Annotated in this window: 21 protein-coding genes; 3 read left to right on the top strand and 18 right to left on the bottom strand. The window is 64.7% G+C overall.

Features of this window, described 5'->3' with window-relative positions; all coding sequences use genetic code 11:
- The 3 genes from JOY90_RS26940 to JOY90_RS26930 all read left to right on the top strand — a co-directional run bounded on the left by JOY90_RS26940 (window position 1) and on the right by JOY90_RS26930 (window position 3,929).
- A complete protein-coding gene (locus JOY90_RS26940; protein WP_291694144.1) occupies window positions 1–1,503 on the top strand; it encodes a sugar ABC transporter ATP-binding protein in 1,503 nt (500 codons plus the stop codon).
- Between the two features lie 25 nt (window positions 1,504–1,528).
- Window positions 1,529–2,548, top strand: a complete 1,020-nt coding sequence (locus JOY90_RS26935) for an ABC transporter permease (RefSeq protein ID WP_291694158.1) — start codon at window positions 1,529–1,531, stop codon at window positions 2,546–2,548.
- A 211-nt stretch (window positions 2,549–2,759) separates the two neighbouring features.
- Window positions 2,760–3,929: an LLM class flavin-dependent oxidoreductase gene (locus tag JOY90_RS26930; RefSeq protein WP_291694143.1), complete on the top strand. Its 1,170-nt coding sequence runs from the start codon at window positions 2,760–2,762 to the stop codon at window positions 3,927–3,929.
- Window positions 3,930–3,942: 13 nt separating this feature from the next.
- On the opposite strand, the gene mtnK is transcribed toward JOY90_RS26930, so the two are convergent.
- Genes mtnK through JOY90_RS26840 form a run of 18 tightly spaced genes read right to left on the bottom strand, consistent with a single transcriptional unit; the run spans window position 3,943 to window position 22,937 of the window.
- Complete coding sequence (gene mtnK, locus JOY90_RS26925) at window positions 3,943–5,232, bottom strand: S-methyl-5-thioribose kinase (RefSeq protein ID WP_291694142.1); 1,290 nt, start codon at window positions 5,230–5,232, stop codon at window positions 3,943–3,945.
- Window positions 5,233–5,254: 22 nt separating this feature from the next.
- Window positions 5,255–5,530, bottom strand: a complete 276-nt coding sequence (locus JOY90_RS26920) for a DUF1467 family protein (RefSeq protein ID WP_291694141.1) — start codon at window positions 5,528–5,530, stop codon at window positions 5,255–5,257.
- A gap of 18 nt (window positions 5,531–5,548) precedes the next feature.
- Complete coding sequence (gene mce / locus JOY90_RS26915; RefSeq protein WP_291694140.1) at window positions 5,549–5,953, bottom strand: methylmalonyl-CoA epimerase; 405 nt, start codon at window positions 5,951–5,953, stop codon at window positions 5,549–5,551.
- Window positions 5,954–6,000: 47 nt separating this feature from the next.
- Window positions 6,001–7,671, bottom strand: coding sequence for a ribonuclease J (locus tag JOY90_RS26910; RefSeq protein WP_291694139.1), 1,671 nt, complete (start codon window positions 7,669–7,671; stop codon window positions 6,001–6,003).
- Window positions 7,671–8,477 carry a biotin--[acetyl-CoA-carboxylase] ligase gene (locus JOY90_RS26905; RefSeq protein ID WP_291694138.1) on the bottom strand — a complete coding sequence of 269 codons (807 nt, stop codon included), beginning with the start codon at window positions 8,475–8,477 and terminating at the stop codon, window positions 7,671–7,673. The genes JOY90_RS26910 and JOY90_RS26905 overlap by 1 nt, the downstream gene beginning before the upstream one ends.
- Window positions 8,478–9,914 carry an NADH-quinone oxidoreductase subunit NuoN gene (nuoN, locus tag JOY90_RS26900; protein ID WP_291694137.1) on the bottom strand — a complete coding sequence of 479 codons (1,437 nt, stop codon included), beginning with the start codon at window positions 9,912–9,914 and terminating at the stop codon, window positions 8,478–8,480.
- Window positions 9,915–9,936: 22 nt separating this feature from the next.
- The gene (locus JOY90_RS26895) at window positions 9,937–11,445 is read right to left on the bottom strand and encodes an NADH-quinone oxidoreductase subunit M (RefSeq protein WP_291694136.1); all 1,509 of its coding nucleotides are present in this window, start codon (window positions 11,443–11,445) and stop codon (window positions 9,937–9,939) included.
- 1 nt (window position 11,446) lies between these two features.
- Window positions 11,447–13,546 carry an NADH-quinone oxidoreductase subunit L gene (gene nuoL / locus JOY90_RS26890; protein ID WP_291694135.1) on the bottom strand — a complete coding sequence of 700 codons (2,100 nt, stop codon included), beginning with the start codon at window positions 13,544–13,546 and terminating at the stop codon, window positions 11,447–11,449.
- Window positions 13,547–13,553: 7 nt separating this feature from the next.
- Window positions 13,554–13,862: an NADH-quinone oxidoreductase subunit NuoK gene (gene nuoK, locus JOY90_RS26885; protein WP_291694134.1), complete on the bottom strand. Its 309-nt coding sequence runs from the start codon at window positions 13,860–13,862 to the stop codon at window positions 13,554–13,556.
- Entirely contained in the window at window positions 13,859–14,497 is a 639-nt protein-coding gene (locus JOY90_RS26880) for an NADH-quinone oxidoreductase subunit J (protein WP_291694133.1), read from the bottom strand. Before JOY90_RS26880 ends, nuoK begins: the two co-directional genes overlap by 4 nt.
- 9 nt (window positions 14,498–14,506) lie before the next feature.
- Window positions 14,507–14,995 (bottom strand): NADH-quinone oxidoreductase subunit NuoI, encoded by a 489-nt coding sequence (gene nuoI / locus JOY90_RS26875; RefSeq protein ID WP_291694132.1) that lies wholly within the window; start codon window positions 14,993–14,995, stop codon window positions 14,507–14,509.
- 7 nt (window positions 14,996–15,002) lie between these two features.
- Entirely contained in the window at window positions 15,003–16,073 is a 1,071-nt protein-coding gene (nuoH, locus tag JOY90_RS26870) for an NADH-quinone oxidoreductase subunit NuoH (protein WP_291694131.1), read from the bottom strand.
- A 10-nt stretch (window positions 16,074–16,083) separates the two neighbouring features.
- Window positions 16,084–18,159, bottom strand: coding sequence for an NADH-quinone oxidoreductase subunit NuoG (gene nuoG / locus JOY90_RS26865; RefSeq protein ID WP_291694130.1), 2,076 nt, complete (start codon window positions 18,157–18,159; stop codon window positions 16,084–16,086).
- 5 nt (window positions 18,160–18,164) lie between these two features.
- Window positions 18,165–19,490 (bottom strand): NADH-quinone oxidoreductase subunit NuoF, encoded by a 1,326-nt coding sequence (gene nuoF, locus JOY90_RS26860; protein WP_291694129.1) that lies wholly within the window; start codon window positions 19,488–19,490, stop codon window positions 18,165–18,167.
- 45 nt (window positions 19,491–19,535) lie between these two features.
- Window positions 19,536–20,147: an NADH-quinone oxidoreductase subunit NuoE gene (gene nuoE / locus JOY90_RS26855; protein ID WP_291694128.1), complete on the bottom strand. Its 612-nt coding sequence runs from the start codon at window positions 20,145–20,147 to the stop codon at window positions 19,536–19,538.
- 14 nt (window positions 20,148–20,161) lie between these two features.
- Window positions 20,162–21,127: an FkbM family methyltransferase gene (locus JOY90_RS26850; RefSeq protein WP_291694127.1), complete on the bottom strand. Its 966-nt coding sequence runs from the start codon at window positions 21,125–21,127 to the stop codon at window positions 20,162–20,164.
- Complete coding sequence (locus JOY90_RS26845) at window positions 21,124–22,320, bottom strand: NADH-quinone oxidoreductase subunit D (RefSeq protein ID WP_291694126.1); 1,197 nt, start codon at window positions 22,318–22,320, stop codon at window positions 21,124–21,126. The genes JOY90_RS26850 and JOY90_RS26845 overlap by 4 nt, the downstream gene beginning before the upstream one ends.
- Window positions 22,321–22,322: 2 nt before the next feature.
- A complete protein-coding gene (locus JOY90_RS26840; RefSeq protein WP_291694125.1) occupies window positions 22,323–22,937 on the bottom strand; it encodes an NADH-quinone oxidoreductase subunit C in 615 nt (204 codons plus the stop codon).
- Between the last annotated feature and the right edge of the window lie 113 nt (window positions 22,938–23,050).

Raw genomic sequence — 23,050 nt, 5'->3', positions numbered from 1 at the left:
ATGCCTGAAGACCGCTCGCCCATCCTCGAGCTGCAGGGAATCACCAAGGCCTTCGGCGGTGTCGAGGCCTTGCGTGGGGTCGATTTCACGCTGCGTCCCGGCGAGATCCATGGTCTCGTCGGGGAGAACGGCGCGGGGAAAAGCACGCTGATGAAGATCATCGCCGGCGTGCATCCGGAATTTTCCGGCCGCTTCCTGCTCGACGGTCACGAGACCCGCTTTCGCTCGACCCGTGACGCACGCGCGGCCGGGATCGCCATGGTGCATCAGGAGCTCAGCGTCGCGCCCGACCTGTCGGTTGCCGAGAACGTATTTCTCGGCAACCAGCCCACCAACCGTTTCGGCCTCGTGCAATGGCGGCGCATGGCGCGGGAAGCCGGCGACCAGCTCGCGCGTTTCGGTATCGACGTCGATCCGGCCATGCGGCTCGGCGACCTGCCGATCGGGCTGCAGCAACTGATCGAGATCGCGCGCGTCCTGTTCTCGGGCGCCCGCATCATCATCCTGGACGAGCCGACTTCGGCGCTCTCCCCGCCCGAGGTCGAACGGCTGTTTTCGACGCTGCGCCGGCTGCGCGACGAAGGCACGGCCATCATCTTCATCTCGCATTTCATCGAGGACATCCTGCGGGTCTCCGACACGGTGACGGTATTCCGCAACGGACGGAAAGTCACCGACACTGCGGCGGCGGCGACCAGCAAGGCCGAGCTGATCGAGGCGATGATTGGCAAGGGCCGAGAGGCGCTCGAGGAGACCTATACCCACGACATCGCCCTGCCGGCGCGGAGCGAGCGGCCGGTGGTGCTGGGCGTCGACCAGGTTTCCCTGCCTCGCGGCTTGCAGGACGTCTCGTTCGACGTGCGCGCGGGCGAAGTGCTCGGCGTCTACGGCTTCATGGGCTGCGGCCAGCTCGAGCTGTCCCGTATCCTGTTCGGCAAGCTCTGGCCCGGCCAGGGGACGCTGCGCCTTGCGGGTGCACTGCAGAGTTTCGCCAATACCGCCGATGCGAGGCGCGCCGGCATCGCCTTCGTGCCCGAAAGCCGGCGCGCGATGCTGTTCCACCAGGAGCCGATCTACAAGAACATCTCGGTCTCCATTCTCGACCGCATCTCGTCCCTGCTGTTGAAGCCCGCCCGCGAGCGCTCGATCGCGGCAAGGCAGGTCGAGCAATTGCAGATCAGGCCGGCCGCCGTCGAGCTCGACCTCGGCATGCTCTCCGGCGGCAACCAGCAGAAGGTGGCGCTGGCGAAATGGCTGACCTATCCGCCGCGCCTGCTGGTGTTGTGCGAGCCGACGCGCGGCATGGACGTCGGCGCCAAGAACGACGTGATCCAGATCGTGCGTGACCTGCGCGACAAGGGGCTCGCGATCATCGTGATGTCGACCGAGCCCGAGACGGTGCTGTCGCTCGCCGACCGCATCATCGTGCTGAAGCGCGGCGCGGTGGTGCGCGAATTCGCGGGCGAAGCCATCAGCAAGGACCGCCTGCTGGAGGCGGCATAGGAGATCGGGCGTGAGCGGTGAAAGCGTGACGGTTTCGACCCCCGACCATAAGCGGCCGCACCGGCTGGCCCGCCTGTTGCGCTCGCAGATGCGCAACATCGCGCCGTTTCTCACGCTGATCCTGCTTTCCGGCTTCTTCGCCGTCGCGAGCCCCTCGTTTGCGACCATCGACAATCTCGGCAACATCCTGACCCAGGTCTCTGTCACCGGCATCATCGCCGTCGGGCTGACCTTCGTGATCCTCTGCGCCGAGATCGACCTCTCCATCGCCAGCGTCGCCAATGTCACGGGCATCGCGGTCGCCTATTTCAGCCAGCAGGAATCCTATGTGAACATCGCCAACGTGCCACTGGCCGGCTGGGCGGCGATTCTGCTCGCGCTCGCCCTGTGCGCGCTGCTCGGCCTCGTCAACGCGTTCGGGCTGACCGTGATCGGCATCCCCTCCTTCATCATGACGCTGGCAATGATGCAGATCGCGGCCGGCATCTCGGCCCTGCTGGTGCGCGGGCCGATCGCCTACAAGGTGCCGAGCCTGATCTCGACGCTCGGCTCGGGCTCGGTCAGTGGCATCCCCTGGATCGTCATCGTCGCGGCGATCATGCTGCTCGCCGGGCACCTGGTGCTGACCTACACGCGCTTCGGCCGCTACGTCTACATGGTCGGCGGCAACCGCGAGGCGGCGGAATTCTCCGGGCTCAACGTCAACCTGATCCTCGGCAGCGTCATGGTGATCGCCGCGGTCTGCGCCGGCATCGGCGGCATGCTCGGGGTGGCGCATTTCGGCAGCGCGCAGCAGAACGAGTTCGACACCTATTTGCTCGATTCCATCGCCGCGGTGGTGGTCGGCGGCACCAGCCTGTTCGGTGGGCGCGGCGGCATCGGCAACACCATCGTCGGCCTGTTCGTGCTCGGCGTGCTCAACAACGGGCTCGACCACGTCAACATCGACAGCTTCCTGAAGATCTTGATCCGCGGCCTGATCCTGCTCGCCGCGCTCGTGATCAACGTCTATGCGCAGCGGCTGCGCGCCAGGGCCGTCGACTAGATGTGGCCGCTACATCGCCGAGAGCGATTGCCGGCACAGCACATTCTGCAGCGAAGCCAAGCGGATTGGGCCATTGAGGATGATTTGAAGGATGGTGACATGGATATCCAAGCTCCCGGCCAGCAGATCTGATAGCCTGACTGCCTCGGTCAGACATGCTCGAGCCCAACCGGCGGCAATCGACCGTCGGCAAGAACCATAAGGAGAACCAATGAATACGCCTCTCCGCAGCGGTATTTTTCTCGCTCCGTTTCATGCCAAAGCTGACAATCCGACGCTGGCGATGGAACGTGATTTCGAGCTGCTGCAGCATCTCGACCGGCTGAACTACAGCGAGGCGTGGATCGGCGAGCATCACTCCGGCGGTGTCGAGATCATCGCCGCGCCCGATGTGTTCATTGCCGCGGCGGCCGAACGCACCAGGCACATCCGGCTTGGCACCGGCGTGACGTCGCTGCCGTATCATAACCCCTTCATGCTCGCGAGCCGCATCGTCCAGCTCGATCACATGACGCGTGGGCGCGCGATGTTCGGCGTCGGCCCCGGTGCGCTGGTGTACGACGCCACCAAGATCGGGATCGACGCCGGCGATCAGCGGCGCATGATGAATGAGGCGCTCGACGTCATCGTCGCGCTGTTCAAAGGCGAGACGGTCAGCAAGGAGACCAACTGGTTCAGGCTCTGCAATGCCAATCTGCAGCTTGCGCCCTACACCAAACCGATGATCGAGATGGCGGTCGCCAGCGCGCGCTCGCCGGTCGGCGCGATGGCGGCGGCGCGCCACGGCATCGGCATGCTGGCAATCGGCGGCGCGACGCCGACCTCGATCGCCCATCACACCGCGAACTGGAATCTCTACGAGACCGAGGCGCGCAAAGCCGGTCACGTGCCCGATCGCGCCAAGTGGCGCGTCGTGACGTTGATGCATATCGCCGAGACTCGCGAGCAGGCGAAGAAGAACGTCAAGTTCGGACTCAAGGCGTTCGCCGACTACTTCCGCGAGATCGCGACCTTCCCGATCATCCCGCCTGATGTGCCCGACGACTGCGACTGGCTGATCGAGACCGGCACCGCATGCATCGGCACGCCCGATGACGCGATCGCCTACATCGACGAGCTGCTGAAAGGCTCGGGCGGCTTCGGCGTGATCATGGAACTCGCCCATAACTGGGCCGATTGGGACGCGACCCGCCGCCACTACGAACTGATGGCACGCTACGTTCACGCCCATTTCCAGAAGAGCTTTGCGCCGCGCATCGAAGCTTACGCCGCGGCCGCGACCCAGCAGAAGGAGTTCGCCGGCCAGGCGGCGCAGGCGGTGCAGTCCGAGATCGACAAGCTGGCGGCGCTGCAGGCGAAGACGGACGCGACGAATTCATGAGCACAAGCCCTAGCTAGGCGAAATCCGGCTGCCATTGACGGCTTTCGCGGGCGGCGCTGGTGAGGGCGGCGATATCAGGAAAGGTGGCTGTCCCCACCAGCATTGCCCGCGCAAGCCGCAGGCTGCGCGCCTCGCAGACGGCCCGGGATCTCGTATCCTCGATCCACTCGAAGTCGATGTTGTGCGCGAGACCGAGGATGCGGCGAATGATCTTTGCGGCCGCAAAGCCCACGGTGTCGCGGAACAGCAGCGCCATGTAGGTCTGTCGCTCGACTTCAAGTCGCATCTCGCCGGCTTCGCCTGAGAACAGGGACACGGGATAGGCGTCGCCCTTGGCCTCCGTGCGCCAGAGTCCGAGAAATTTCCGGGCGAATTCCGTCCACACGCCCTCGACCGTCCCCAGCATCCATGCCTCGAATTCGTGCCGTTCGCCCGCCGAGCGCTCGTGGCCGGCCGAAGCCAGATAAGCCATGAGCAGGTTGGCGATGACGGCGCCGATGTCGAATCCCATCGGTCCGTAGAAAGCAAACTCCGGGTCGATCACCCGTGTCTCGCTCTCGGTCACCATGATCGAGCCGGTGTGGAGATCGCCATGGATCAGCGCTTCCGGATGGCTCAGGAATTTCAGCTTGAGCCGGGAGATCGCGACATGCGCATCGAGATCGTCGCGGAAGCGGGCGGCGGTGGCATCGAGCCAGGGCGAGGTCCAGCGGTTCTGCTCGGCCGCGCGATAGGGATCGGTGAAGATCAGATCCTCGGTGATCCTGCAGAGCGCGTGGTTGCCGGTGAATGCCGCGATGTGCTCCTTCTTCTCCGCTGCCGGCACGGCGAGGTCGGAGGTCAGGAACAGCGTGCGCGCCAGGAAGGTCGTGACGTCCTCGACAAAGCGCGGATAGACCTTGCCCGCGACCAGCCCCTTGCGCATGATGATGTGTGGCGTGAGCAGTTCCATCGCCGTCAGCGCCAGTGCCTCGTCGTGATGCAGCACGGCCGGCACCAGGCCCGGCGCAAGCCGCGCCTGATGGGTCAAGGCCAGATATTCATAGTGCGCCCGCGACAATGGCAGCGGCCAGCTCTCGCCGACCAATCGCACATAGGGCAATGCCTGCTTGACCGCGATGCCGTCGGCGGCACCCCTGACGATGAAAACGAGGTTCAAATTGCCGTCGCCGACCTCCTCGATGGACCAGGAATGCGGCGCGTCGCCCAGCCTCGCGGCAACCTTGGGAAACTGTGCGAGATAATCACGCAGCTCCGCTTCGCCCAGAATGCGATAGCCCGGTGGTTGCTGCAGCGCGGCCATGGCCCGGCACCCCTCAACGAAGCTAGAACGGCATCCCCATCAGTCGCGACAATCGCTCGATCGAGAGATAGCCGGCATTGTAGGCGAACATCGCAGTCGCAAAAACGATCGCGGAGATGATCGTGGTCCAGATCATCTTGCGTCCGAGCTGGGCCGCGATCGGAGCGCCGGGATCGGTGCCGGGTGCGCCGACACCGTCCTCATGCTGGCTGCGCACGCCGAACGGCAGGGTCACGAACAGCGTGACCCACCACAGCACGAAGTAGATGGCAAACCAGGTCGAGATGGTATAGGCCATGCCGCCACGCTCCCGGCTTCAGGCCTGCTCGATCTCGACAAGCGCGCCGGAGAAATCCTTCGGATGAAGGAACAGCACCGGCTTGCCATGCGCGCCGATCTTCGGCTCGCCATCGCCGAGCACGCGCGCGCCTTCGCCGATCAGGATGTCGCGCGAAGCGACGATATCGGCGACTTCGTAGCAGACGTGGTGGATGCCGCCGTCGGCATTTCGGTCCAGGAATTTCGCGATCGGCGATGTGTCGCCGAGCGGCTCGATGAATTCGATCTTGGTGTTGGGCAGGGTCACGAACACGGTGGTGACGCCATGCTCGGGCAGCGGCACCGCCTTGGAGATCTCGGCGCCGAACGCGGCGCCGTAGATCTTCGCGGCCTTCTCGGCATCCTTGACCGCGATCGCAACATGGTTGAGCCGGCCGAGCATCGTTGCCTCCCTGTAACTCTTGGCGCCGGCAGGCCGGCGCGAACTCACTACACTTCCAGCACGTGCACCAGGCAGAGCGGCTTCTTGCCCCACTGTTCATTCAGCGTCGACCGCACGGCCCGCCGCACCGATTCGGCCAGCGCATCCGGGTCACGCCGTCGCGCCCGCGGCAGGCCCTCGACCGTGGATACCACCACGTCGAACACGATATCGTCGAACGCCTCGCCGGCCGCATTCTTCTCGGGGGCGCCGACGAGATCAACCACGGGATCGTCGGCAAGCTCGCCTTTTTCGGTCATCGCAATCGCCACGAAGACGCAGCCGGCAAACCCCATCCGTCGTCGTTCGATCACCGCCCGCGACTTGGCGTCCTCGAGGATCGTGCCGTCCTTGTAGAGCCGCCCGGCCGGAAGCTCATCGATGATGCCAGGGTCGCCCGGTCCGAGCCGGACCAGGTCGCCATTGCGGCAGATGATCACCTTGGGCACGCCCGCGGCGCGCGCGAGCTGCGCATGCTCGGACAGATGCAGCGCCTCGCCATGCACGGGGATCAGGAGCTGCGGCCGCGTCCAGGCGATGATGTCGCGCAATTCGTCGCGGCGCGGATGGCCGGAGACATGAACGAGGTGGGTGCGATCGGTGATGACCTCGATGCCCTGCGTCACCAGCCCGTTGATGATGGCGCCGACCGCCTTCTCGTTGCCCGGAATGGTTCGCGAGGAGAAGATCACGCGATCGCCCTTGTTCAGCGTCACCAACGGGTGGTCGTCATTGGCGATCCGCGCCAGCGCTGCCCGCGGCTCACCCTGGCTGCCGGTGCACAGCGCCAGCACCTTGTCGGGCGGAAAGTGGCCGTAGAGATCTGGGCCGCGGAAGTTCTGCACGCCTTCGAGGTAGCCGGTCTCGCGCGCCACCCGCACCACCCGCTCCATGGCGCGGCCGACCACCACCACCTCGCGCTCGGCAGCCCTGGCGGCGTCGGCCACCGCCTTCAGGCGCGCGACGTTGGAGGCGAAGGTCGTGACTGCGACCCGCCCCCTGGCGTTCTTGACGAGTTCGACGATGGTGCGCCCGACCTCGGTTTCCGAGGGTGAGCGGCCGTCGCGCACCGCGTTGGTGGAATCGCCGATCAGCGCCAGGACGCCGGCGTCCCCGAGCTCCCGCAGCCGCCGCTCGTCCGTCGGCTGGCCGATCAGCGGGGTCGGGTCGATCTTCCAGTCCCCGGTGTGCAGCACCGTGCCGACCTCGGTATGGATCGCCAGCGCATGCGATTCCGGAATCGAATGCGCGACCGGAATGAACTCGACATTGAACGGGCCGACGTCGACGCGGCCACCGGACGGCACGACGGTTACCGGGATCTTCGGCGCGTTCGGCTCGGTCTCGCATTTGGCCTCGAACAGCGCTGCGCTGAATTTCGTCGCATAGATCGGGCATTTCAGCCGCGGCCAGAGATCGATGATGGCGCCGAAATGATCCTCATGCGCGTGCGTGAGCACCAGCCCGACCAGATTGTTGCGCTCCTTCTCCAGGAAGCCGATGTCCGGCATGATCAGGTCGATGCCGGGCAGATGTTCTTCGTCACCGAAGGAGACGCCGAGGTCGACGGCAAGCCAGGTCCGCTGGTGGCGGTTGCCCAGCCCATAGATCGACAGGTTCATGCCGATTTCGCCGACACCGCCGAGCGGCGCGAAAGTGAGCTCGTCCGGGCGCGCCATCAACGTGCTCCCGCGGAGGCTGCGGAGCCGAAATAGACGTCTCCCGCGGTGATCGGCATCAACCTGCCTGCCTTCGTCCGTAGCAGCAGGCAGCCCTGCGCGTCGATCGTCTCGAAGATGCCCTCGATTGTCGCGCCGTCCGACTTCACGGCGACAGGCTGACCGACGCCCACGGCGCGCTCCAACCACAGGCGCCTGATCTCGGCAAAGCCGCGCCCGTTGTCCCAGATCTCTAGATATTCGACCCAGCAGTCCGACAGCGCCGCAAACAGCTCCTCCGCACCAATCTGCACGCCAAGGGCGGCGAGGGACACCGCCGGCGTCGGCGTGCCCTCGGGTGCGGCGATGATGTTGGTGCCGATGCCGACGATAACGGCGAGCCGATCGCCGATCGCTTCGGCTTCCAGGGAGATGCCAACGAGCTTCCTGCCATTGGCAAGCACGTCATTGGGCCATTTGAGCTTGTAGTCGGGCGCGGCCGGGCCAAGACGCAGCGCGGCCTCGACACTCACCTTACGCAGGGCCGCAGCCTCCGACAGGCCCGCGGCAAAACCGAGGGTCGCCGCAACGGCCGGCGAAACATTCATCGTCTCGAGAATGCTGGCGGCGAGATTGCCGCGCGGTGCGATCCAGGCCCGCTGGCGGCGTCCGCGGCCCGCGGTCTGCTCCGACGTCACGAACCACATCGGCCCCCGCTCGCCGTCGCGGGCGCGCGCCATCGCCTCCACGTTTGTTGAGCCGACCTGGTCGAAGGCAGCGAGCTTGTAGCCCCCCGATGCAGCGCGTGGACCGAGCGTAAACGTCATCTAGAACAGCGATTTCGCGGCCGCGGTCGCGACGCTCACCAGCGGCCCCGGATAGACGAAGAACAGGAGGTTGAAGAGCCCGGCGACGGCGAGGACCGTGCGCAGCTCCAGCCGCATCGGTTCGATCCGCGCCAGCGGCTCGTCGAAATACATCACCTTGATGATGGAGAGATAATAGAACGCGCCGACGACGCTGGTGACGACACCAATGACGGCGAGCGTGAAGAGTCCCGCCTTGATCGCGGCAATGAAGACGTAGAACTTGGCAAAGAAGCCGGCGAGCGGCGGAATGCCGGCGAGCGAGAACAGGAGCATTGCGAAGAAGAAGGCGAGCAGCGGGTTGGTGCGCGACAGGCCTGCGAAATCGCTGATGTTCTCGACCGCCTGGCCGTTGCGCTTCATGGCGAGAATGATGGCGAAGGAGCCGAGCGTCATCGCGACATAGATCGCCAGATACAGCAGCACGCCCTGCGCGCCCTCGACCGTGCCGGCGGCAAGCCCCACCAGCGCGAATCCCATGTGGCCGATCGAGGAATAGGCCATCAGCCGCTTGATGTTCTTCTGGCCGATCGCGGCGAACGAGCCGAGCGCCATCGAGGCGATCGAGACGAAGACGACGATCTGCTGCCATTGCGCCATGATGCCGGGAAACGCGGTCAGCGTCACACGCGTGAACACCGCCAGTGCCGCGACCTTCGGCGCCGAGGCAAAGAAGGCGGTGACCGGCGTCGGCGCGCCCTCATAGACGTCCGGCGTCCACATGTGGAACGGCACCGCCGACACCTTGAAGCAGAGCCCGGCCAGCAGGAACACGATTCCGAACACGATGCCGACGCTGCCGGTCTTCGTCGCGGCCGCCACGCCGGCAAAGCTGATGGTGCCCGTGAAACCGTAGATCAGCGAGGCGCCGTAGAGCAGCATGCCCGACGACAGTGCGCCCAGCACGAAATATTTCAGGCCCGCCTCGGTCGACTTGACGTTGTCGCGGTTGCTTGCCGCGACCACGTAGAGTGCGAGCGACATCAGCTCCAGCCCGAGATAGAGCGCGATCAGGTCGCCGGCCGAGATCAGCACCATCATGCCGAGCGTCGAGAGCAGCACCAGGATCGGATATTCGAAGATCCGCCGGGACGGGTCGGACAGGAACTCGATCGACAGCACGAGAGTGGCGACCGAGCCGATCAGCGCCAGGATCTTCAGGAACTTGGCGAAGTCATCGATGATGAAGCTGCCGCCGAATGTCGAGACCTTGCCGGCCGGCAGCATCAGCTCCAACACGCCGGTCAGGATCAGCAGGCAGACGGCGAGGGTCGTGACCAGTCCGGTGGTGCCCTGCCCGCGATAGGCGCCCAGCATCAGCAGCGCCATGGCGCCCAGCGCGAGCACCAGCTCGGGCATCACCGGCATCAACAGGTAGCCTGCGGTCTCGAAGCTCATGGCGCGTCCTGCCCCGGTCGTGTCACTGCAATGCGGCGGCCTTCACGGCCGATATCGCGGTGGAATAATTGCTGACGAGCTGCTGCACCGAGGCCGCCGACATGTCGAGCACCGGCTTCGGATAGATCCCGAACAGGATCGTCAGTGCGACCAGCGGAAACAGCGTCAGGCATTCACGCAAGGTCATGTCCTTGATGGTCATCAGCGACGGCTTGACCAGCGCGCCGAAGATGATCTTGCGGTAGAGCCAGAGCGCATAGCACGCCGACAGGATCACGCCCGTGGTGGCGAAGAACGCGGTCGGGATCGAGACCTTGAAGGTGCCGAGCAGGGTCAGGAATTCGCCGATGAAGCCGGAGGTGCCGGGCAGGCCGACATTGGCCATGGTGAAGACCATGAAAACCATCGCATAGAGCGGCATCCGGTTGACGAGGCCGCCATAGGCCGCGATCTCGCGGGTATGCATACGGTCGTAGACGATGCCGACGCAGAGGAACAGCGCGCCCGACACGATGCCGTGCGAGATCATCTGGAACACGCCGCCGGCCACACCCTGCACGGTGCCGGCGAAGATGCCCATGGTGACGAAGCCCATGTGAGCGACCGACGAATAGGCGATCAGCTTCTTCATGTCCTCCTGCATCAACGCCACCAGCGAGGTGTAGATGATGGCGGTGACCGAGAGCGAATAGATCAGCGGCGCGAAGTCGTGCGAGGCGAGCGGGAACATCGGCAGCGAGAAGCGCAGGAAGCCGTAGCCGCCCATCTTCAGGAGAATCGCGGCCAGGATCACCGAGCCTGCGGTCGGCGCCTCGACATGCGCATCCGGCAGCCAGGTGTGGACCGGCCACATCGGCATCTTCACGGCAAACGACGCGAAGAACGCAAGCCAGGCCCAGGTCTGCAGGGACCGCGGCACCGCGGTATGCATCAGGGTCGGGATGTCCGTGGTATTGCCGTTCCAGTACAGCGCCATGATCGCGAGCAGCATCAAGACCGAGCCGAGCAGCGTGTAGAGGAAGAACTTGAAGGAGGCGTAGACCCGGCGCGGGCCGCCCCACACCCCGATGATCAGGAACATCGGGATCAGGCCACCCTCGAAGAACAGATAGAACAGCACGAGGTCGAGCGCGCAGAAGGTGCCGACCATCAGCGTTTCCAGGATCAGGAATGCCATCATGTATTCCGGCACGCGCTGTGTGATCGATTTCCAGCTCGCGATGATGCAGACCGGCATCAGAGCGGTGGTCAGGATCACGAAGGGCAGCGACACGCCGTCGACGCCCATGTGATAGGTGATGCCGGTCGCGAGCCACGAGCCCTTCTCGACGAACTGGAAGTCCGTCTGGGCCGGGTCGAAGTGCCAGACCAGCACCAGCGACACGGCGAAATCGATCAGCGTCGTCCACAGCGCGATCCAGCGCGCGTTGCGGTTCGCCGCCTCGTCGCCGCCGCGGGCGAGCAGGTAGACCAGCAGCGTGCCGACGACCGGCAGAAACCAGACGACGAAAATCACGGGCCAGGTTGTCATCTCACTGGCCTCCCGCGCCGAACATGAACCAGGTGATCAGACCGGCGACGCCGATCAGCATCGCGAAGGCATAGTGATAGAGATAGCCGGTCTGGATCTTGACCACGTTGCGGGTGACGTCGAGCACCCGCGCCGAGACGCCGTCCGGACCGAAGCCGTCGATGATGTAGCCGTCGCCGAACTTCCAGAGGAAACGACCGATCCATTTCGCCGGGCGCACGAAGATCAGGTCGTACAGCTCGTCGAAATACCATTTGTTGAGCAGGAACTGGTAGAGCATCGGCTGCTCGGCCGCGAGCTGCTCGGGGATGTAGGGTCGCCGGATGTAGAAGATGTAGGACACGAACGCGCCGATCACCATCATCACGAACGGCAGCGATCCCAGAGCCGCCGGCATCTTCTCCATGTCATCGAGAATGTGCGGGTTCATCTTCACCGATTCCCGGAAGAACTCCTCGACACCGTGGCCGACGAACAGCTCCCGGAACGGAAATCCCGAGAGGATCGAGCCGGCGGCGAGCACGCCGATCGGGATCAGCATCCACAGCGGGCTCTCATGCGCCGCCTCGTAATGCTCCCGGTCGTGCGGCTCGCCGAAGAAGGTCTTGAACATCAGCCGCCAGGAATAGAACGAGGTCAGGCCGGCGGCGACCACGGTGAGCACATAGGCGTAGGTCGAAACCGGATTCTGCGAGGCATAGGCGGATTCGATGATTGCATCCTTGGAGAAATAGCCGGCGAACAGCGGAAACCCGGTCAGCGCCAGTGTGCCGATGCACATCACCGCAAACGTATAGGGAATCCTGCGCCACAACCCGCCCATGTTGCGGATGTCCTGCTCGTGATGCATGGCGTAGATCACCGAACCCGAGCCCAGGAACAGCAGCGCCTTGAAGAAGGCGTGGGTGAACAGGTGGAACATGCCGACGGAGTAGGCGCCAGCCCCCATCGCCACGAACATGTAGCCGAGCTGCGAGCAGGTCGAATAGGCGACGATGCGCTTGATGTCGTTCTGGACGAGGCCGACGGTTGCGGCGAAGAATGCCGTGGTGGCACCGAAGAACATCACTACCGACTGCGCCGTGGGCGACAGCTCGAACAACGGCGACAGCCGCGCCACCATGAAGACGCCGGCGGTCACCATGGTCGCGGCATGGATCAGCGCCGAGACCGGGGTCGGACCTTCCATCGCGTCCGGCAGCCAGGTGTGCAGCAGGAATTGCGCCGATTTGCCCATCGCGCCCATGAACAGCAAGAGGCAGATCAGCGTCATCGCGTCGGCCTGCCAGCCCAGGAAATCGATGGTCTTGCCGGCAAGTCCCGGCGCGGCATGGAAGATGGTCTCCAGATCGATCGAGTTCATCATCATGAAGACGGCGAAGATGCCGAGTGCAAAGCCGAAATCGCCGACGCGGTTGACCACGAAGGCCTTGATCGCCGCTGCGTTCGCCGACGGCTTCTGGTACCAGAAGCCGATCAGCAGATAGCTCGCGAGGCCCACGCCCTCCCAGCCGAAGAAGAGCTGCGCCAGGTTGTCTGCGGTCACCAGCATCAGCATCGCGAAGGTGAACAGCGACAGGTAGCCGAAGAAGCGCGGGCGATACGGGTCCTCGTCCATGTAGCCGATCGAATAGAGATGCACGAGCGAGGACACGGTCGTGACCACGACCAGCATGACCGCCGTGAGCGTGTCGACCCGCAGCGCCCACGAGACCTGCAGGTCGCCGGAGAAGATCCAGGGGAACAGCGGAACCGTCGCATCGTGGTGCATGAAGCCGACATCGACCAGCGTCGCCCAGGACAGCGCGGCCGAAACGAACAGGAATCCCGTCGTGATCAGCTCGGCCGCGCGCGATCCGGCAGCCGCAGGCTCGGCCACATGATGATCGTCACGACCGTGATCGTCATGCGCGTCCGGCTCGTGGCTCGACGCGTGAATGACGCCGGCGTCCTCATTGACATCGGTGGTCCCGTGACCGTGACCGTCGCCGTGATGCTCGACGGTGTCGCCGCTCGGGCAACGCGCATGCGCGCCGAACAGCGAGATCAGGCCGGCCAGGATCGCGCCCAGGAGCGGCAGGAAGACGATTGCCTGAACCATGTTGGGGTCAGCCCTTCATCAGATTGACGTCCTCAACCGCGATCGAGCCGCGGTTGCGGAAATAGACCACGAGCACGGCAAGCCCGATCGCAGCCTCGGCGGCCGCCACAGTCAGTACCAGCAGCGCGAACACCTGGCCGACGATGTCGCCGAGGAAGGTCGAGAACGCGACCAGGTTGATGTTGACCGCGAGCAGGATCAGCTCGACCGACATCAGGATGATGATGATGTTCTTGCGATTGAGGAAGATGCCGAGAATGCCGAGCGTGAACAGGATCGCGCCGACCGCGAGATAGTGCCCAAGCCCGATGGTCATTGCACCCACTCCGCCGCGTCCGCATCCAGCAGCCCCTGCCCCACCGCCACCTTGCGCACGACGATGGCAAGCTCCGGCGTGCGCGCGTTCTGCACGTCGATATCCTGCCGTTTCACCTTCGCCTTGTGGCGCAGCGTCAGCACGATGGCGCCGATCATGGCGACCAACAACACCATGCCCGCGAGCTGGAAATAGTGGATGTATTTCGTGTAGAGCACGAGGCCGAGCGCCTCGGTGTTGCTGACATTGGCCGGGATCGCCGAGGTGATCGCCTTGGTGGTGCCGGGATTGATCACCCAGCCGCCGGCGACCAGGAGCAATTCCACCATGAACACGCCGCCGATCACGATGCCGATCGGCAGATATTCGATGAAGCCCTCGCGCAGCTCGGCGAAATCGACGTCGAGCATCATGATCACGAACAGGAACAGCACCGCGACCGCGCCGACATAGACCACGACCAGGATCATGGCCAGGAACTCGGCGCCCATCAGCACGAACAGGCCCGACGCGTTGACGAAGGCCAGGATCAGGAACAGCACCGAATGCACGGGATTGCGCGCCACGATCACCATGACGGCCGAGGCGACGCAGATGCCGGCGAACAGATAGAAGAACAGCGCGGGAAGGATCATCCCCTCACCTCACCGGTACGGCGCGTCGAGCTCGATCGCTTTCGCGATCTCGCGCTCCCAGCGGTCGCCGTTGGCGAGCAGCTTGGCCTTGTCATAATAGAGCTCCTCGCGCGTCTCGGTCGCGAACTCGAAGTTCGGACCCTCGACGATGGCGTCGACCGGACAGGCCTCCTGGCACAATCCGCAATAGATGCACTTCACCATGTCGATGTCGTAGCGCACCGTGCGGCGGGTGCCGTCGTTGCGGCGCGGGCCGGCCTCGATCGTGATCGCCTGCGCCGGGCAGATCGCCTCGCACAGCTTGCAGGCGATGCAGCGCTCCTCGCCGTTGGGATAGCGGCGCAGCGCGTGCTCGCCGCGAAAGCGCGGCGAGATCGGTCCCTTCTCGAACGGATAGTTCAGTGTCGGCTTCGGCTGGAAGAAATAGCGCATGGCGAGGAAGAACGCCGAGACGAATTCCGACAGCAGGAGCGAGCGGGCAGAGGTGTTGACACTCATGGCAACCTCATTTCGGCGCAATGTCGGCGAAGTGCAGCACGCCGGCGACCACGACCACCATCGCCAGCGACAGCGGCAAAAACACCTTCCAGCCCAGTCGCATCAGTTGGTCGTAGCGGTAGCGCGGCACGATCGCCTTGGCCATCGCGAACAGGAAGAACATGAAGAACAGTTTCAGCGCGAACCAGATCACGCCGGGGACCCAGGTGAACGGCGGCAGCGCCACCGGCGGCAGCCAGCCGCCGAGAAACAGGATGGTGGCCATCGCGCACATCGTGGTGATGGCGACATATTCGCCGAGCATGAAGAGGAGGTACGGCGTCGAGCCATATTCGACCATGAAGCCCGCGACCAGCTCGGATTCGGCTTCCACCAGATCGAACGGCGGCCGGTTGGTCTCGGCCAGGGCCGAGACGTAGAACACCACGAACATCGGCAACAGCGGCCAGACATACCAGTTCAGGATGGTGAGCTGCGGCAGGCCGATCAGGCCACCGAAGCCACGGGTATTCTGCGCTTCGACCACGGCCGACAGATTGAGCGAGCCGGCGCAGAGCAGCACGGTGATGATGACGAAGCCGATCGAGACCTCGTAGGACACCATCTGCGCCGCCGAACGCAGCGCGGCGAGGAACGGATATTTCGAGTTCGACGACCAGCCGGCCATGATGATGCCGTAGATCGACAGCGAGGAGATCGCGAAGATGTAGAGGACGCCGACATTGATGTCGGCGATCGCCCAGCCGAGATTGGTCGGGATCACCGCCCAGGCGGCGAGCGCCAGAACGCACGACACGAGGGGAGCGAGGAGAAAGACGCCCTTATTGGCGCCGGCCGGAATGATCGGCTCCTTCAGCACGAATTTCAAAAGGTCGGCGAAGGACTGGAGCAGGCCCCAGGGCCCGACGACGTTGGGCCCGCGCCTGATCTGCACCGCGGCCCAGATCTTGCGGTCGGCGAGCAGGATGTAGGCGATCGCGATCAGGAGCAGGACGAGCAGCAGCACGCTCTCCGCGACCATCACGATCAGCGGCCAGAGGAAACCGGTCCAGAATGTGCTTGCGAAGAATTCAGCCATCAGCTCACGCTCATTCCGCTGCCGTCAACAGGCGCCCCGAGGCGAGGCGCGAGCATTCCGCCATCACCGCCGATGCCCGCGCGATCGGGTTGGTCAGATAGAAATCCTCGACCGTCGATCTGAACGGCCCCTTCTCGACGCTGCCGCCTTTGCCCGCAAGGGTCTTGAGATCGGCCGGATTGCCCGCCTCGATCTGATCGACGCGCATCAGATGCGGCACCACCTTGAAGATCGCAGCGCGTAGCGCGCCGAGCGAATCGTAGGGCAGCTTCTTGCCGAGCGTCTCCGACAATGCGCGGATGATCGCCCAGTCCTCGCGCGCCTCACCCGGCGGGAACGCCGCGCGGCCGGCGATCTGCACCCGGCCCTCGGTGTTGACATAGATGCCGGATTTCTCGGTGTAGGCCGCGCCGGGCAGAATGACGTCGGCGCGATGCGCGCCGCGGTCGCCATGCGTACCGATATAGACCACGAAGGTGTCGTCCGGCACCTTGATCTCGTCGGCGCCGAGCAGGAACAGCACGTCCAGCGTGCCGAACGTCATCATCTGCGCCGCGGTCAGACCGCCAACCCCCGGCGCGAAGCCGATGTCGAGCGCGCCGACCCGCGAGGCGGTGTCCTGCAGCACGGCAAAGCCGTTCCAGCCGTCCTTGACCGCGCCGAGGTCAAGCGCAAGCTTGGCCGCGAGCGCCAGCGCTGCCGCGCCGTCGTGCCGCCCGGCTACGCTGGAGCCCACCAGCACGATCGGATGCTTGGCGCTCCGCAGCACGTCGGCGAACGCGCCCTTGCCGCCGGCAAGCTCGCCGAGCGAGTCGGCGCCCGCGCCGAGATAATCGTAGTCATAGGTGAGATCGGCCCTGGCGCCGATCACGCCGATATTGAGCTGGCCCGTACGCCAGCGCTTGCGGATGCGCGCGTTGAGCACGGCGGCTTCCACGCGCGGATTGGAGCCGATGATCAGCAGCGCATCGGCCTGGTCGATGCCGGCAATGGTCGGATTGAAGATGTAGGAGGCGCGGCCCGCCTTGGCGTCGAAGGCGTCGGCGCCCTGCACGGCCAGGTTCGCCGAGCCGCATTTGGCGAGCAGCTCCTTCAGCGCGAACATCTCTTCGACTGCCGCGAGATCCCCCGCAATCGCGCCGATCCGCTTACCGTCGATGCGGCCGGCCTTCGCCGCGATCGCCGCGAAGGCCTCCTGCCACGTCGCTGCCCGCAGCTTGCCGTTCGCACGGATATAGGGCCGGTCCAGCCGCTGCGTGCGCAGGCCATCGACGACATGGCGGGTCTTGTCGGATATCCACTCCTCGTTCACGGCCTCGTTGAGCCGGGGCAGGATCCGCATCACCTCGCGGCCGCGGCTGTCGACGCGGATCGCGGAGCCGACGCCGTCCATGACGTCGACCGACTGGGTCTTGCCAAGCTCCCAGGGGCGCGCCGCGAAGGCGTAGGGTTTCGAGGTCAGCGCGCCGACCGGGCAGATGTCGACCAGGTTGCCTTGCAGCTCCGAGGTCAAGGCATGTTCGAGATAGGTCGTGATCTCCATGTCCTCGCCGCGGCCGGTCGCGCCCATTTCCGGCGCGCCGCAGATCTCGGCGGAGAAGCGGACGCAGCGCGTGCACTGGATGCAGCGGTTCATCGAGGTCTTGACCAGCGCGCCGAGGTACTTGTCCTCGACCGCGCGCTTGTTCTCGGCGAAGCGGCTGGTATCGACGCCGTAGCCCATCGCCTGGTCCTGCAGGTCGCATTCGCCGCCCTGGTCGCAGATCGGGCAGTCCAGCGGATGGTTGATGAGCAGGAACTCCATCACGCCTTCGCGGGCCTTCTTGACCATCGGCGAACGCGTCGAAATTTCCGGCGGCTCGCCCTTCGGCCCCGGCCGGCAGTCGCGCACGCCCCAGGCGCAGCTCGCGACCGGCTTCGGCCCGCCCTTCACCTCGACCAGGCACATCCGGCAATTGCCGGCGATCGACAGCCGCTCATGGTAGCAGAAGCGCGGAATCTCGGCGCCCGCAGCCTCGCACGCCTGCAGCAGCGTGTACTCCGCGGGAACATCGATCTCCTTGCCGTCGATGATGAGCTTTGTCATTTGCCCTACTCCGCCGCCGCCATCTGGACGGGATCGCGGACGCCGGCATCGTCGATGTCGGCCTTGTGCGAATACTGGTCGATCCTTGCTTCGATCTCGTGACGGAAATGCGCGATCAGACCCTGGATCGGCCAAGCCGCGGCGTCGCCGAGCGCGCAGATGGTGTGGCCCTCGACCTGCTTCGTCACTTCCAGCAGCATGTCGATCTCGCGCTTGTGCGCGCGGCCCTCGGCCATGCGGGACAACACCCGCCACATCCATCCCGTTCCTTCCCGGCATGGCGTGCACTGGCCGCAGCTCTCGTGCTTGTAGAAATAGGAGATCCGCGCGATCGCCCGGATCAGGTCGGTCGACTTGTCCATGACGATGACGGCCGCGGTTCCGAGCCCGGAACGGAGCTTGCCGAGGCTGTCGAAATCCATCGGCGTGTCGATGATCTGCTCCGCCGGCACCATGCGCACCGATGAGCCGCCGGGAATCACCGCCTTCAGATTGTTCCAGCCGCCGCGGATGCCGCCGCAATGCCGCTCGATCAATTCGCGGAACGGAATCCCCATCGCCTCTTCGACATTGCAGGGCCGCTCGACATGGCCGGAGATGCAGAACAGTTTCGTCCCCACATTGTTGGGCCGGCCGATCGCCGAGAACCACGCAGCTCCCCGCCGCAGGATGTCGGGCGCCACCGCGATCGATTCGACATTGTTGACCGTGGTCGGGCAGCCGAACAGGCCGACATTGGCCGGGAACGGCGGCTTCAATCGCGGCTGGCCCTTCTTGCCTTCGAGGCTTTCCAGCAGCGCGGTCTCCTCGCCACAGATATAGGCGCCGGCGCCGTGGGTGACGTAGAGGTCGAACGGCCAACCGTTGACGTTGTCCTTGCCGATCAGCTTGGCCTCATAGGCCTGATCGACCGCGGCCTGCAGGTGCTCGCGCTCGCGGATGAACTCGCCGCGGACATAGATGTAGCAGGCATGCGCGCCCATCGCGAAGCTCGCGAGCAGGCAGCCTTCGACCAGCAGATGCGGGTCGTGCCGCATGATCTCGCGGTCCTTGCAGGTGCCCGGCTCGGACTCGTCGGCATTGACCACGAGATAGCTTGGCCGGCCGTCCTTGGATTCCTTCGGCATGAACGACCATTTCAGGCCGGTCGCGAAACCCGCGCCGCCACGGCCACGCAGGCCGGACGACTTCACCTCGTTGATGATCCAGTCGCGGCCCTTGTCGATGATGGCCTTGGTGCCGTCCCAGGCGCCGCGCTTGCGTGCGCCTTCGAGCCCCCAATCGTGGAAGCCGTACAGATTCTTGAAGATGCGATCCTTGTCGTCGAGCATGTCAGAACGCTTTTCGATCAACGGTTGGATGGGCGCATTTGGCCATCAGGTCGCCTCCTTCAGGGTGGTGGGCCCGGTGATGGGCGCGGAGAACTGGCGGCCGTTCTGCGGTCCGGGTCTTGGCGGCTCGCCGGCAGCGAAACCGTCCAGCACCCGGCCGAAACTTTCCTTGGTGAGGTCCTCATAGGTATCCTTCCAGATCAAGACCATCGGCGCGTTGACGCAGGCGCCGAGGCACTCGACCTCCTCCCAGCTGAAATCGCCGTCCTTGGAGAGGTGGAATGGGTCGTGATGGATGCGGCTCTGGCACACCTCGATCAGGTCGGCCGCACCGCGCAGCCGGCACGGCGTGGTGCCGCAGACCTGGACATGGGCCTTCCTGCCGACCGGCTGGAGCTGGAACATCGTATAGAAGGTCGCGATCTCCAGCATGCGGATGTAGGGCATCTCCAGAAGATCCGCGACCGTGCGGATCGCGGCTTCCGACACCCAGCCCTCGTTCTGCTCCTGCACCCGCCACAGAATCGCAATCGCCGCCGAGGCCTGCCGGCCGGGCGGGTATTTCGCGATCTCGTTCTTGGCCCAGTCCAGGTTCTCGTCCGAAAACGCGAAGCTGGCGGGCTGCAATTCCTTCGGGGCAAGGCGGCGGACGGACATTTGGCTTCAGTCTCTCATTGCATGCGGCGCGTGATACCGGCGTTCAGCGCGCTGATGCGGCTTTGCCAGAACGCGCTCGCGGTGCCAAACACATTGTAGCCGATGTGGCTGGAAACCTTGATACGGTCGAGGATCGACAGCTCGGTCACCGTTTCCATCCGGCCGGAGCGGGGGTCGTGGACGATCAGCGCGAGCGGCGTCCTCTCCAGGATGTAGCGCGACACCGTGTGGTTGGGATCGTTGCCGTGCTCCTCGCACAGGATGACGCTGTCGGTCTGCAACAGCCCCGCACCGCCCTTGATCGCCTCGATCTCCACGCCCTCGACGTCGAGCTTGATCAGGTATTTCCCGGTTTCCGCGACCTTGCCGTCCTCGACGAGGTTGTCGAGCGTGATGACGGGCACTTCCTCACCGCAGCCGCCTGCGCCGCCGGCAATGCTGAACGCCTCATGCTTGGTGCCGGAAAGATGCGCGGTCCCCCTGCCCGAACCGATCGCGCACTGCATCGTCTCGAAGCGGCCGCCATTGACGCGGGCATTGTAGGCGAGCTTGGCAAAATTCTGCGACGACGGCTCGATCGCGATCGCCCGATGCGCGCCAAATGGCGCGCTCGAGACCAGCACCGACCAGTAGCCGTAATTGGCGCCGCAATCGATGAAGGTGTAGTCGACGTCCATGGCGTGGCGGAACAGGAGCTCGAGCTCGTCCTCGTAGTGATAGGAACGGTCGAGCAGCTTGCTCCAATAGCCGTCGCCATAGGGAAACTCGAAGATCGCATCGTCGTTGAGCTTGATCGCGATGTTGCGCTCCGGCAGCGTCTTGCGCAGCAGGTTGGCGCAACCGATATAGCCACGATGCGAGAAGGGCGACGAGATTTTCGAGCCGGTCGCCAGCGCCAGCGCAGCCGTCCGCTCCCAGAGGTTGGCCCCTTCCAGGGCGCCCGAGGCGCGGTCGAACTGGATGGGCGGGCCCGCCGTCACCGATCGACCTCTCCGAACACGATATCGAGCGAGCCGAGGATCGCCGAGACGTCGGCGAGCAGATGGCCCCTGCAGATGAAGTCCATCGCCTGCAGATGCGCGAAGCCCGGCGCGCGGATCTTGCACTTGTAGGGCCGGTTGCTGCCGTCGGCGACCAGATAGACGCCGAACTCGCCCTTCGGCGCCTCGACCGCGGCATAGATCTCGCCCTCGGGCACGTGCACGCCCTCGGTGTAGAGCTTGAAGTGATGGATCAGCGCCTCCATCGAGCGCTTCATCTCGCCGCGGCGCGGCGGCGCGATCTTGTTGTCGGCGACGACGACTGCCCCCTGCCCGTCCGGCGCGCGCAGCTTCGCGATGCACTGCTTCATGATGCGCACGGACTGGCGCATCTCCTCCATCCGGATCAGATAGCGGTCGAAGCAGTCGCCGTTCTTGCCGATCGGGATGTCGAAATCCATCTCGGCGTAGCATTCGTAGGGCTGCGCCTTGCGCAGATCCCAGGCCGCGCCGGAGCCGCGCACCATCACGCCGGAGAAGCCCCATTCCCACGCCTGCTTCAGCGTCACCACGCCGATGTCGACGTTGCGCTGCTTGAAGATGCGGTTGCCGGTGAGGAGGCGGTCGAGGTCGTCCACCACCTTCAGGAATGGATCGCAGAACGCCTCGATATCATCGATCAGCTTCGGCGGCAGGTCCTGGTGCACGCCGCCGATGCGGAAATAGGCCGCATGCATGCGCGAGCCCGAGGCGCGCTCGTAGAACACCATCAGCTTTTCGCGCTCTTCGAAGCCCCAGAGCGGCGGCGTCAGCGCGCCGACGTCCATCGCCTGGGTGGTGACGTTGAGCAGATGCGACAACAGCCGGCCGATCTCGCAATAGAGCACGCGGATCAACTGGCCGCGGCGCGGCACCTCGATGCCGAGCAGCTTTTCCGCCGCGAGACAGAATGCATGCTCCTGGTTCATCGGCGCGACATAGTCGAGCCGGTCGAAATAGGGAATCGCCTGTAGATAGGTCTTGTGCTCGATCAGCTTCTCGGTGCCGCGATGAAGCAGCCCGATATGAGGATCAACGCGCTCCACGACTTCGCCGTCCAATTCCAGCACGAGACGCAGCACGCCGTGCGCCGCCGGATGCTGCGGCCCGAAGTTGATCGTGAAATTGCGGAGGCCAGGGCTTTGCTCGTTCATGGTCAAGCCTTCGGTGGCGCTTTCTCATCCCCGGGCAGCGGATAGTCGGCCCCTTCCCATGGCGAGAGAAAATCAAATTTGCGGAATTCCTGATTAAGTCGCACGGGCTCGTACAGCACCCGCTTCTCCTGGTCGTCGTAGCGTACCTCGACGAAGCCGGTGAGCGGAAAATCCTTGCGCAGCGGATGGCCCTCGAAGCCGTAGTCGGTGAGAAGCCGCCGCATGTCGGGATGACCGACGAAGATCACGCCATACAGATCGTAGGTCTCGCGCTCGAACCAGTCGGCGCCGGGAAACACCTCGATGATCGAGGGCACTTGCGTGGTCTCGTCGGCTTCCGCGCGCAACCGAATGCGCGTGTTCAGTGTCGGCGACAAGAGGTGGTAGACCACGTCGAAGCGCTTTTCGCGGCTTGGGTAGTCGACTGCGGTGATGTCGATGATGCTGACGAAGCGCAAGGACGGATCGTCGCGCAGATAGGTCACGACATCGACGATCGCCTCAGGCTGCACCGTGACGGTGAGCTGGTCGAACGCCACCGCAAAGGCGCTTGCCTTGCCGGACAGCGCGCCGACGATCTTCTCTCCGAGGCCGGTCAGGGTTTCCTTGCTCGCCATCCATCAATCCACAATAAACAAACGTGCGCCCTTGTCAGTGCGCGAACGATGCGCCTCGGCTCCGTCCGCGACCTGGTAACTCATGCCCGGCGTCAACGTGAACGATCGCCCGT

This window comes from Bradyrhizobium sp. (assembly GCF_019242285.1).
Classification (GTDB): domain Bacteria; phylum Pseudomonadota; class Alphaproteobacteria; order Rhizobiales; family Xanthobacteraceae; genus Bradyrhizobium.
Note: the sequence above shows the minus strand (reverse complement) of the source record. Positions and strands in the feature narration are given on the sequence as shown.